Below are 12091 nucleotides of genomic sequence, written 5' to 3'. Positions count from 1 at the left end.
GAGAACGGCAGGAGCGGCCAGAAGGGGATAAATGTGGCCAAAAACGCTGACCATAATTCGCCCATTAATGGCGCATCAGGCTGGGCGCTACACCACTCCAGCGCACAAACGCATGGCGAAAGCTCGCGGTTTCGCTAAAGCCCAGTTGCTCGGCAATCTGATGGATCGGCATCTGATCTTGCGCCAGCCATTGCTTGGCTTGCTCAAAGCGCAGCTCGTCGAGCAATTGCTGGTAGCTGCATCCCAGGGCCTGCAAGTGCCGCCGCAGGGTACGCGCCGAGCAGTTCATCTGTGCCGCCAAGCCATCAAGGCCGGGCGCGGCGTGCAGTTGATCGGCCAACAATTGGCGCACGCGGTTGAGCCAGGCCTGGCGCCCGGTGAATTCGGAGTTCTGTTTACGGCAGCGCTCGGCCATGGCGCGGTGGGTGATGGCGTCTGCCAGCGGCAGCGGTTGCTTAAGCCATGCCTGGTCGAAGGCAAACCCGTTGGCCTGGGCGGCAAAGTGCAATGGGCAGCCGAAACGCTCGGCATAACGAGCGTGGTAATCCGGCGCTGGGTAGTCGAAGCGCGCCTCACGCAACGGCAAGGCGCGACCTAGCAAGTCATCGCAGATGACCTTAAGCGACACCAGGCAGAACTCCACGTTGAACGCTGCCAATGCCGGGTTCTCCCGATAGTCGCCAGCGGTCAGCCAGATCTGTTCGCCATCGTCCACCAGGCTCAGCTCGAAGAGTGTTCCCAACAGCGCCGGGTAGCGTAGTGCCAGGCGCAAAGCGTCACCTAAGGTGGCACTGGTGAGTAGGGCATAGCCGAGCAAACCGTAGCCGGACACATGCATGCGCTGGCCCAGTTCCAGGCCGATGTCTTGGCGCAGGGCCACGGCATTGGCGCATACGCGCATTTCCTGGCAGGTGGTGATGCGCGTGTCTGCGTGGCGCAGATCGGCGGTTCCGATACCGCTGCCGGCCAGTAATACATCGCTTGCCGTGCCCTGGTCCTGGAACGTGGCCAGGACCAGGGACACCGCATTGAGGGTGGTCAGGTGTGAATGCAGCATGGGAAGCCGGTGCCAGAGTGTGGCTGAGGGGCAGCAAGTTGCATGCCGTCCCCTGGTATTGATCAACTGACGGATTTGGGCGTCGATTTCTGGAAAAACAGCATGTGGGCCTGCGCCACACTGATCTCACTGCGATAGAACGCCACCGTTTCCGCCCGGGTCAAGTTTGGCGGCATAAAGCTGGTGTTACCCGCACGTTGCTCTGTCGGGGTTACCAAGCGGGCAGACTGATAAGCGTTGTCCGATGTCCAGTCGGCGCTGTAGTGAAAGTGTGCGTACCACAGCACTGTCCCGTTGGAGCGGTCAGTGATGCTGTACTCATCCAGGAAGTCTTTCGGGTTGCCTGGGATCATGCGGCGTTTCACGGTTTCTTTTTTGATGGTGATTGCCTTGTGCCGTTCCAGCCATTGGACGCCGGTCACAGTCGGCGGATGCAGTTTGAGCCTGCGCTGTACCAGCTGATTGCTCTGTTGGTAGAGATCCTTCAGCGCGGTATCGAGGGCCGCGTTCACCTTACTGGCGGAGGCGTAGTGCCCAGAGCTTTCGGTGATGTTTTGTTGCGTCAGAGCGTGTTCGATTGTATTGCTGGCGTGTTCCAGTTTCAGAGCATGCTGGTGATACAGGTATTCGATGCCGAAGGGCGCTCGGTCTGAGAACAGAGCTTGAGCGCGAGCCCTTGCGAGAAACACCGGCAATTCATCGAGCAAACCCTGGCCCTGATCGATACTGGTTTGTACGTCCACGGCAATGGATTCAGCCGAGGGCGGCGGGGTCTTTATGCGTAAAACCCACACACCCTCAGTTTTCTCATGGTAGGTCGCGAGGATTTGATTGGTCGTTGGTGAGCGAATATCCACAATGCCAGTGTCCAGACCGACATCCGACAAGCGCGGCTCGCCAATCAACAGGCCGTTGAAACGGGTGTAAATAAACCTCTTTTGAGGGCGAAGCGGGGATGAAGGCGGAGTGGGGCGGCTTCTGACAGCCGTTCTTTCGATACTGAGCTCACCGAGGTTACGGGTGGCAAGCCGCTGGAAGTCGGTGAGCTCCCTGCGTAACTCAAGCAGCGGATTGGTGAGGGCTTGTTCGGAGTACTCCACGTGGAAATCCTGCAAGCGTTCATCCAGCATCTGAAACTGCTCGATCAAGCTGCTCAGGCTATCAATCCGCTCATCCAGACGCCGTTCGCTTATCTCTGCCAGGGTGTCGTGCAGGCACTGGATTGCGATATCGGCCGTGTTGATGATTTGGTCAATCTGCGCCCAGGCGTCCTGAGCAGTGTCGAGGGTCTCTGCACGCAGGCACAGGTTGCGGCTGAGTGTTACGCGAAAAGCCTTGAGGCTATTGGAGGTGTAGACGGGCATCTTTGCCTGCTGATCCACCAAGTGCAACGAACCGACTTTACCCAAACGTTTGAGCTCCATGAACCGGCCATCCATATATTGGATCTGGGCAAGCAACTCGTTGGTCAGCGTGTGCGTCTCACGAAACACTTCAATATCACGCGTTTGCGGTAATTCGGCCTGGCTTTGCAGTAGTTCCTGCACGGTTCTCCACTTGGGGGTGAAGCGGGAGACAATGTCTCGTATTGCCTCTTGGGTCAGTTTGGTCTGCGCCTTAATGTAATTGAGGGCATTTGGCGCGTAGGTGGCCCTGGGGTCAAGAACGTTTAGCTCTTTGAGTTTTTGAAGTGCCGACTCGTAGTCCGTGCGCTGGTTCTCCAGGGCCTGGATGTAGGCTTTGCGCAAGGTCTCGATCGATTGTGCAGGGGCTTCGTCGTATTCACGGCGAGCACGTTCCAATCGCTCTTGTGCAGTGGCTTTGCGACGCTCAAATTCATCCAGTTCGTTGCGCAGTTCGCTGGCCCTTTTTTTGGCGAGCGCTAGCGCCCTTCTGTTGATGACCTTGGGGCCACCCCCTCGCAGGCGCAGACGCGTATCGACAAACCACTGGCCCTTGCTGTTGTGGACCAACGGCGGACCGGTGCGCTCGGGACGGGCGGGGTCGACGATCAAGACGGTATCGTTTTCATCCACCAGCACCTGGAACCAGCGCTCGCCCACCGGGGCATACCAGTGCGCACCACTGCGATACAGATGCTGGTGAGGCCCTGCCTCGTCGTTGATCTCGTCGAGGGTGCCGGGTTTGGTCACTTTGAAACTGTCCAGCACGGTGGCCAATCGCACCGGCGTGCGGTTGACTGCGCCACTGATATGCAGAGGGCGGTCGTGTGGGCCCAGGTTATCGGAGCTGATGGTTGCGAGTTTGCTGACTATCTCCGGTTTTAGCTGGGCGGGTGGCCGAGGGCGCACCGGCGCAAACACATTGTTTCTCGATGCGACGCCTGGCGAGCGGTGGGTGACGCAGTGCAAGGTGATGGCCATGCCAATATTCAGCAGCAGGTCGGCGAGGGCAACCCAGGGCGACTCTTGCTCGGGGTGGGACAGGGTGTCTTCGACGTGTTGCACTTGGTCCATGATCTGCCAGATCCAGACCGCCGTGCCCACGGTGCGCCCGAGAAACGGCAGGACTGCGTTGAAGAGCGCCCAACCGATGTGCTTGAACGTCGCCCAGCGGGCTTCGGCGTTGGACACCGATTGCCGGTCGGCCAGGCTCACCAGTGCGTTGGCGTTGGCGTTGTACAGCGTGGTGAACAGATCGCCGTCTATGGTGTTCTGGCTCAATTTTATCGGCCCGCTCATTGCCCACCCCTTGACCGGGTCCACCACGAACGTGATCGCCACCCAAGGTGAAGGTAGATCACCGGGAAACACGAACTGGGCGTAGTCATCTCGAGCGTTATCGGGCAGCCAGGCCAAGACCGATTCGCGCAGGCTCGTCGACTGTTGCAAGGCGTAGATCAAATTGTTCGGCGACGGGAATTGCGACAGTGGGTTATCGAGCAGCGGCCGGTAGAGCAAGCAAGGGCCGGCGCTCATGTTCTGGGGGCCGATCACGAACATGTTAGCGACCACATCCGGCGTGGTGTCCAGCCGTCGGGTCGGCACAAAGGCCAGCGGGCGAATGACGATCATCTGGCCATCCACCTGACGGTCGGCGGGGACAGCCTGCATCAATGCGTTGATGTATCGATAACCCAGTTCATTGATCCCGCCCTCACCACGGATCTTGCATTGCAGTGCCAGCATCGGCAGTTGGATGCGCAAGTGCTGGGTGTAGAGCAACTGGCGGCGAGCGGTCTCCAGCGGGTCGTCCAGCAGTGTTGCCTTGATCAGGGCCGGGTAAGTGTTGCCGATGTCCACGCGGCTGATCAGGCTTTCCAGGTAGTCGACGGTCAACCAGTCAGGCAGTTTTTCCCGACTACGCTGGCGCAGTGTCTTGACCCCCATAGGCAGGGCGATGAGGTTTTGCAGCGCCAGTTCGGTCACGCTGAATATCGATGTGTCGATCTGCCCGGGCACTGGGAACAAGCCCCAGAACACTGGGCTGCGCACGACGATGTCGAGGCTGCCCAGCCACCGCGTTGAGGCCTCGGGATGGTCCTTGAGCATCTCGGCGTTAAGCTGGTCCAGGGTGTATTGCTGGAGGGGGCTTATACCCTCTTGATAGGTCTTGCCGCGACTCAAACTGTGCAGGGTCGCGAGGTCTTTGAGGTGGCGCGAGAAGGCGTCCTGGTCTGAGGCCGACGCCTCGGTCAACCAGTCGGGAAGGGCGTTTACATACTGCTGCATGTCGGACTCACTGGGCGTGACATCAGGCGCTGGCGGTTGGGCCAGGCGTTGCTGGGAGGCGCCCGGCTCACGCAGGCCGGAAAAGTCGATGCCCCCAATGGCGGTGATCTGGAGGCTGATAAAGGTGCAGGCCAGGTAGTCGAAAAAATCGCCATCGGGTTCTATCAGGCGCCACTGCACTTTGATGCGCCCCAGTGCGGTACTCAACAGGTGCGGCAGGTCTTCGCCCAGGTTTTCCTGGCTGGTGTATTTCTTGAAGCCGCCAAGCAGGGAATGGGTGAGGATCACCTCTTGGCCATTTCTCCGGCCGATCAACACGCTGATCAAGTGATCTTCCAGATGAGTGGCCTTGCCTGCGTCGTCGACTTTGTCGATATCAATCACGTAGGCCCTGACGGCCTGGGAGTCATTGAGGCCGCGCTGGGCGAAGTCCGGCGTGCGATACAGCTCGCGTGCCATCTGGCAATCGTCGTCGCTCAAGCCGGGCGCCTGCGTTATGTTCCAGAAATCGCGCAGCGTCGCGGCCAGCGCGTGCCAGCGCGGGCCGCTGTCAGCCTCGGACGCGTTCCAGTACTCCGTCTGAGCCTGTTGATAACCACGCAACATCACGGGTGCCAGCGTATTGATCAGGCGGGCGATGTCGAGGATCCGCACCGGCAAATGCACTGCCGGTTCAACGATCGGCAGTTGGGTCAGAAAGTGCTCGCCTTCGATATACAGCGCAGGCACGGCCAGCACCGCCTGGACGGCGAGGATATCGGTGAGCGCTTTGTAATGGCGGTCGATGGGTACGACATGACCCTCTTCAATACCCCAGATTGGGGTACCCACCATGGTCACGTTCGGGTCGAGGTCCAGGTCCGGATACAGCTCTTGCAGTTGCTCACGCAGCAATGTGGCGGCGACTTCACGAAACGCCGGGCCGGTGGACATTTGCGTGACCAGCGTGTCGGTGAGGTTTTGATGGGAGTACGTTGAAAGAGGTGTGGTCATGGTGCGTCCTGGCAGGCAAAAGAATGGCAACGACCCCAGAAGAAAGCCGGGGTGTTGCCATGCTAGGAAGCGTGCAGCCAGGAACGGTGGTGCTTACTTAGACTGTGGCTCAGCGCAGCTCGCCGCACAGGTCCAGTTCCACCAGGCGGCGGATTTGCGGGATGTCGATCCCGGCGCCGAGCAGCGCGTTGAGCTTGCCGAATGCGGCTTCGCGGGTCATGCCACCGCCCGACAGGACGCCGACGCCGCGCAGGCGGCTGCCGGCCTCGTACACATCCAGCTCCACGCCGCCTTCATGGCATTGGGTGATGGCAACCACCACAATGGCCTGTTCTTGCGCGCGCTGGAGGCTGGCCAGAAACGCTGGGTTGTCACTGGGGCCGGTGCCGCTGCCGAAGCATTCCAGGATCAGCGCCTGGATGCCGCTGGCAATGATCGCGTCCAACTGGGCTGCACCGATACCCGGTACCAACGGCAGCACGCCGACGTTGGCCAGGGCTTTGGGCTGGCGATAGCCAAGGGCTTGGGGAATGGACTCGGCATGCGCCACGCCGCCTTGACGGTTCAACGCCGCGAAAGGGTTGCGGCCGAAGCTGCGGATTTTCGCACAGCGGGTCGGCGCCATCATCGCGCCGTGAAAGTGCAGGTGCACGCCCGGCACCACGCCCGCGCCCAGCGCTTGCAGCGCGCCGCTGACGTTTTCCCAGGCATCACTGTCGGGTACGCCGGCGGGCAACATGGAACCGGTGAACACCACCGGCACCGGCAGGCCCAGCAGTTGGAAAGCCATGGCCGCTGCGCTGTAGGCCAGGGTGTCGGTGCCATGCAGGATCAGCACGCCGTCGCAGCCCTGGTCCACGGCAGCGATCACCGCGGTGCGCAGGCGCTGCCAGTAGGCGGGGGTCATATTGGCGCTGTCGATCAGCGGGGCCATTTCCTCGAAGCGCCAGGCGGGCACAGGCTGGTTGGCGAGCTGTTCGCGCATGCGCGCTTCGAAGCCGGAAGCGGGGGCCAGGCCGTTGGCACTGGCCTGCATGCCGATGGTGCCGCCGGTATAGAGCACCATGACGTTGTTAGCTGGTTGCATCGAAAAATCTCCTGAACGAAAAACGCCGTACGGCCCCGAGCATGCCCAAGGTCGTACGGCGTGTCATCTCTCTACGCTCAGCGCTGGGCTTGGGCGTTCAGTTCAGCCGATGGAGCGGCTTCGGGTTTTACCGGGTTGGCCGGCCAGGCGCTGCGGTCCAGGTCCAGGTCAGGGAACTGGCTGGAGTCGAACACCGGGGTCTTGATGCCTGCCGCGCGCTGGTTGTCGTAGTCGTTCAGGATACGCATGGCGATCTTGAACAGGAACGCCAGGGCGAACAGGTTGACGAAGGCGAGCATGGTCATGGTGATGTCGGCAAACGCGAACACGGTGCTCAGGTTCTCGATGGAGCCCCAGAAAATCAGCACCAGCACCAGGGCGCGATAGCCCATCAGTACCTTGCGGTTGTTGCCCACCAAAAAGCGCAGGTTGCTCTCGCCCAGGTAGTAGTTGTACATGATCGAGGTGAACACGAACAACGCCAGGGCCACGGAGATGAACATGCGGCCCCAGTCACCGACCACGGCAGCCAGGGAGTTCTGGGTCAGGGCAATGCCGTCGCCTTCAAAGCCCGGGGTGTAGAAACCGGAGAGCAGGATCAGCAAGGCGGTGCAGGTGCAGATCACGAAGGTATCGAGGAACACACTGAATGCCTGGACCACGCCCTGGGCAATCGGGTGCTCTACAGAGGCCACGGCTGCCACGTTCGGCGCACTGCCCAGACCGGCTTCGTTGGCGAACACGCCGCGCTTCACACCCATGATGATCGCGCTGCCGACCAGGCCACCGAAGGCTTGGTCCAGACCGAAGGCGCTCTTGACGATGGTCATCAGCATGGCCGGTACGTGGTCGAACTGCAGCACGATCACGTACAGGGTCACGGCGATGTAGACCAGGGTCTTGACCGGCACCAGCAGGTCGGCGATCGAGGCGATGCGCTTGATCCCGCCGATGAACACCAGACCCAACAAGGCCGCCAGGGCCAGGCCGGTGTAGGTGGTGTCGAGGCCGAAGGCGTTGTTCAGCGAGTGGGTCACGGCGTGGGCTTGCAGGCCGTTGAAGGCGAAGCCGAAGGTCACCAGCAGCAGGAACGCCATGACCATGCCCAACCAGCGCTTCTGCAGGCCGTGCTGGATGTAATACGCCGGGCCGCCACGGTAGGTGCCTTCTGCGTCGGTGCGCTTGTACAACTGGCCGAGGGAACATTCGATAAAGCTCGAAGACATGCCCACCAATGCGGTGACCCACATCCAGAACACCGCCCCCGGGCCACCCAGGGTCACCGCAATGCCGACACCGGCAATGTTGCCGGCACCCACGCGGCCGGCCAGGCTGAGCATCAGCGCCTGGAACGAGCTGAGTTGGTCGGAGCTGTTCTTCAGGCTGTCTTTAAACACCGAGAACATGTGGAAAAAGTGACGCAGTTGTACGAAACGCGAGCGGATCGTGAAATAACCGCCGAGCCCGACAATGAGCACGATCAGTACTTTCCCTGAGAGGAAGTCGTTGATGACTTCGAGCATGGAGTGTTCCTCGCTGATTTTTCTAATGGCAAACGCAGGACGGTTCGACGCCGTCGCTTGGCACCAGGCAGTGCGCGACAGTTCGACCCCAATCCTTTTGCGGGTTGTTATTCATGCGGTTTCGCGCTGTGTTCAGGGCCTCGTTACCGACGGCCGCAGACGCGAGAGGGGCGGCACTATACCTAGGCGAACGTGATCCGTCTGCCTGGGCTGATTAAAGGTTTCAGCCAAGCTGTTGCAGGGGCGGTGGGCTTACAGGGCGATATTGGAGTTTTTATGGGCGTCATTTCACAACCTTGAGGCAAAAAAAAGGGCCTGAAGAACGAGCCTTCAGGCCCTCAAAAGGTGAGAGGTGTCTAGTCCCTCAACCTGGTGAGCGGTGCAACAAACGCTTAGGCCTTCAGCGGGACCAAGCGTGGGGCAATCATGTTTTCGGGGCGCAGGATGTCGTCGAGCATGGCGTCGTCGAGCAAGCCTTCTTCGCGCACCAGTTCCAGCACGCCACGGCCGCTTTCGAGAGCGATACGGGCGATGCGGGTGGCGTTTTCATAGCCGATGTACGGGTTCAGCGCGGTAACCAGGCCGATGGAGTGCTCCACCAGTTCGCGGCAGCGGGCTTCGTTGGCAGTGATGCCGGTGATGCAGTGCTCGCGCAGCATGTCCATGGCGCGTTGCAGCAGGCGGATCGAGTCGAAGATCTTGAAGGCGATCAGCGGCTCCATCACGTTCAGCTGCAGTTGGCCGCCTTCGGCTGCCATGGTCAGCGCCAGGTCGTTGCCGATCACTTGGAACGCCACCTGGTTGACGGCTTCCGGAATTACCGGGTTGACCTTGCCGGGCATGATCGAGCTGCCTGGCTGGCGCGCTGGCAGGTTGATCTCGTTGATCCCGGTGCGTGGGCCGCTGGACAGCAGGCGCAGGTCGTTGCAGATCTTCGACAGTTTCACCGCGGTACGCTTGAGCATGCCGGAGAACAGCACGAAAGCGCCCATGTCGGAGGTGGCTTCGATCAGGTCGGCGGCCGGTACCACCGGCTGGCCGCTGATCACGGCCAGGCGTTGTACGGCCAGGGCCTGGTAGCGCGGGTCGGCGTTGATGCCGGTACCGATGGCGGTGCCGCCCAGGTTCACTTCGGTCAACAGCTCTGGCGCCAGGGTTTTCAGGCGGGCCAGGTCTTCACCGAGGGTGGTGGCGAAGGCGCGGAATTCCTGGCCGAGGGTCATCGGCACGGCGTCTTGCAATTGGGTGCGGCCCATTTTCAGCACGTGGCTGAATTCGACGCCCTTGGCTGCGAACGCCTGGATCAGACTGTCGAGGCTGGCCAGCAGCGCGTCATGGCCCAGCAGCAGACCCAGGCGGATCGCGGTCGGGTAGGCGTCGTTGGTCGACTGCGCCATGTTCACGTCGTTGTTGGGGTGCAGGTATTGATATTCGCCCTTCTGGTGGCCCATGGCCTCCAGCGCGATGTTGGCGATGACTTCGTTGGCATTCATGTTGGTTGAAGTGCCAGCGCCGCCTTGAATCATGTCCACCACGAACTCTTCGTGGAAATCGCCGCGGATCAGACGGGCACAGGCTTCGCTGATGGCAGCGTGCTTGGCTTCACTGAGCTGACCCAGCTCGCGGTTGGCGTCTGCCGCCGCTTGCTTGACCATTGCCAGACCGACCACCAATTTCGGGTAATGCGAAATCGGAACGCCCGAGAGGCGGAAGTTGTTCACCGCTCGCAGGGTCTGGATGCCGTAATACGCTTGAGCCGGTACTTCAAGTACGCCAAGCAGGTCTTTTTCGGTACGGAAAGATGCAGCGGAGGACATGACGGAAATCATCTCGATATGGACCCGGAACTGGCCGGAACGCTGTGAATGCTAGGCTTGTGTGTGTTTTTGGGCCAATGCTGTTCAGCACTGGGCTATGCATAAACGGCATAATGCAGGTGTGACCCGGCTATCATGGCGGGCGTGTGTACCAAAATGGTGCGTACCCGTGGGAGTAAGTGATGAACCTTGAGAGCAAATGGCTGGAAGACTTCAGCGCCCTGGCGGCCACTCGCAGCTTTTCCCAGGCGGCGGAGCGGCGCTTTGTCACCCAGCCGGCGTTCAGTCGTCGCATCCGCAGCCTGGAGGCGGCGCTGGGCCTGACTCTGGTCAATCGCTCGCGCACGCCGGTGGAGCTGACGGCGGCGGGGCAGTTGTTCCTGGTGACTGCGCGCACCGTGGTCGAACAGCTCGGTGAAGTGCTGCGCCACTTGCACCATCTTGAGGGCGGGCAGGGCGAAGTCATGCAAGTGGCGGCGGCCCACTCCCTGGCGCTGGGGTTCTTCCCGCGCTGGATCGCGCAATTGCGCAACGAAGGCCTGAACATCGCCACGCGGTTGGTGGCTACCAACGTCGGCGATGCCGTGCACGCTCTGCGCGAGGGTGGCTGCGACCTGATGCTGGCGTTCTACGACCCGGACGCGGCGATGCAAATGGACGCCGAAATTTTCCCCTCGCTGCACCTGGGCAACACCGAAATGCTCCCGGTGTGCGCGGCCGATGCCGATGGCAAGCCGTTGTTCGACCTGGAAGGCGAGGGCAGCGTGCCGCTCCTGGCCTACAGCGCCGGTGCGTTTCTTGGCCGATCCGTTCACTTGCTATTGCGCCAACGTGCGCTGCGCTTTACCACCGTGTATGAAACCGCCATGGCCGACAGTCTTAAAAGCATGGCCCTGGAAGGCTTGGGTATCGCCTGGGTGCCGCAGTTGAGCGTGCGGGCGGAATTGGCGCGTGGTGAATTGGTGGTGTGCGGCGGCCCGCAATGGCATGTGCCGTTGGAGATTCGCCTGTATCGCTGCGCGTTGGTGCGCAAGGCCAACGTGCGGTTGTTGTGGCGCAAGTTGGAAGGTGGGGCGGCGCAGGGCGCTTGAGTGCGCTGAAGATCAATGTGGGAGCTGGCTTGCCTGCGATAGCTGTAGTGAATTCACCATTGCTATCGCAGGCAAGCCAGCTCCCACATTGACCCAGTTCCAATGGGGAATGTGTGTTGTTTTCGCTGACCTGAAAGTCAATAAAACCGCCGCTTTGCCCCGCTAGACAGATGGTCATCCAAGGGGCTGTTTATCTGGATTATTACGGTATACTGCGCGGCCTTCGGCCGGTCCAACCGGCCTTAATTCGCACACCAAGCCACGCCGGATTTCCCGCGTGGCTTGTTGTTTTTTGACGCGCCTGCGGGCGCCCAGAGAGAAGAGGCACGACGATGAGTGCATTGGTTGGCGTGATCATGGGCTCCAAGTCCGATTGGTCCACCCTTAGCCACACCGCCGATATGCTGGAAAAACTCGGCATTCCGTATGAAGTGAAAGTGGTCTCTGCCCACCGCACCCCGGATTTGCTGTTCCAGTATGCCGATGAAGCAGAATCCCGTGGCATCGAGGTGATCATCGCCGGTGCCGGCGGTGCAGCGCACCTGCCAGGCATGTGTGCGGCCAAGACCCACCTGCCAGTCCTTGGCGTGCCGGTGCAGTCGGCGATGCTCTCGGGCGTGGATTCGCTGTTGTCCATCGTGCAGATGCCGGCCGGCATCCCGGTGGCGACCCTGGCGATCGGCAAGGCCGGCGCGATCAACGCCGCGTTGCTGTCCGCCAGCATCCTGGGCGCCAAGCACCCGCAGTTCCACGCGGTGCTGAAAAAATTCCGTGCTGAGCAGACAGACAGCGTGCTGGACAATCCAGACCCACGCATCGCCTGAGGTTGTT

Annotated in this window: 7 protein-coding genes; 2 read left to right on the top strand and 5 right to left on the bottom strand. The window is 60.9% G+C overall.

The genetic code is table 11. From position 1 onward, the window contains the following. Positions 1-64: 64 nt before the first annotated feature. The 5 genes from LIY36_RS02590 to aspA form a co-directional block, all read right to left on the bottom strand. A complete protein-coding gene (locus LIY36_RS02590) occupies positions 65-1057 on the bottom strand; it encodes an AraC family transcriptional regulator (protein WP_226454710.1) in 993 nt (330 codons plus the stop codon). Between the two features lie 62 nt (positions 1058-1119). Next, entirely contained in the window at positions 1120-5742 is a 4623-nt protein-coding gene (locus LIY36_RS02585) for a hypothetical protein (protein WP_226454709.1), read from the bottom strand. 109 nt (positions 5743-5851) lie between these two features. Next, complete coding sequence (locus LIY36_RS02580) at positions 5852-6829, bottom strand: asparaginase (RefSeq protein ID WP_226454708.1); 978 nt, start codon at positions 6827-6829, stop codon at positions 5852-5854. A 77-nt stretch (positions 6830-6906) separates the two neighbouring features. Further along, entirely contained in the window at positions 6907-8352 is a 1446-nt protein-coding gene (locus LIY36_RS02575; RefSeq protein WP_192298060.1) for an alanine/glycine:cation symporter family protein, read from the bottom strand. Positions 8353-8744: 392 nt separating this feature from the next. Continuing rightward, the gene (gene aspA / locus LIY36_RS02570; RefSeq protein WP_192298059.1) at positions 8745-10169 is read right to left on the bottom strand and encodes an aspartate ammonia-lyase; all 1425 of its coding nucleotides are present in this window, start codon (positions 10167-10169) and stop codon (positions 8745-8747) included. A 182-nt stretch (positions 10170-10351) separates the two neighbouring features. Here aspA and LIY36_RS02565 point away from each other — a divergent pair, with 182 nt between their 5' ends. Both LIY36_RS02565 and purE read left to right on the top strand, forming a co-directional pair. Further along, entirely contained in the window at positions 10352-11260 is a 909-nt protein-coding gene (locus LIY36_RS02565) for a LysR substrate-binding domain-containing protein (RefSeq protein WP_192298058.1), read from the top strand. 332 nt (positions 11261-11592) lie between these two features. After that, positions 11593-12084: a 5-(carboxyamino)imidazole ribonucleotide mutase gene (purE, locus tag LIY36_RS02560; protein WP_003176980.1), complete on the top strand. Its 492-nt coding sequence runs from the start codon at positions 11593-11595 to the stop codon at positions 12082-12084. The last annotated feature ends 7 nt before the right edge of the window (positions 12085-12091 follow it).

Source organism: Pseudomonas sp. AF03-9 (assembly GCF_020515815.1).
Taxonomy (GTDB): domain Bacteria; phylum Pseudomonadota; class Gammaproteobacteria; order Pseudomonadales; family Pseudomonadaceae; genus Aquipseudomonas.
This window is presented reverse-complemented; position numbering and strand designations above follow the sequence as displayed.

Excerpts from the sequence above, each read along its gene's own strand:
- LIY36_RS02590 (WP_226454710.1), bottom strand. The coding sequence starts at position 1,057 with ATGCTGCATTCACACCTGACCACCCTCAATGCGGTGTCCCTGGTCCTG.
- LIY36_RS02585 (WP_226454709.1), bottom strand. The coding sequence starts at position 5,742 with ATGACCACACCTCTTTCAACGTACTCCCATCAAAACCTCACCGACACG.
- purE (WP_003176980.1), top strand. The coding sequence starts at position 11,593 with ATGAGTGCATTGGTTGGCGTGATCATGGGCTCCAAGTCCGATTGGTCC.
- LIY36_RS02565 (WP_192298058.1), top strand. The coding sequence starts at position 10,352 with ATGAACCTTGAGAGCAAATGGCTGGAAGACTTCAGCGCCCTGGCGGCC.
- LIY36_RS02575 (WP_192298060.1), bottom strand. The coding sequence starts at position 8,352 with ATGCTCGAAGTCATCAACGACTTCCTCTCAGGGAAAGTACTGATCGTG.
- LIY36_RS02580 (WP_226454708.1), bottom strand. The coding sequence starts at position 6,829 with ATGCAACCAGCTAACAACGTCATGGTGCTCTATACCGGCGGCACCATC.
- aspA (WP_192298059.1), bottom strand. The coding sequence starts at position 10,169 with ATGTCCTCCGCTGCATCTTTCCGTACCGAAAAAGACCTGCTTGGCGTA.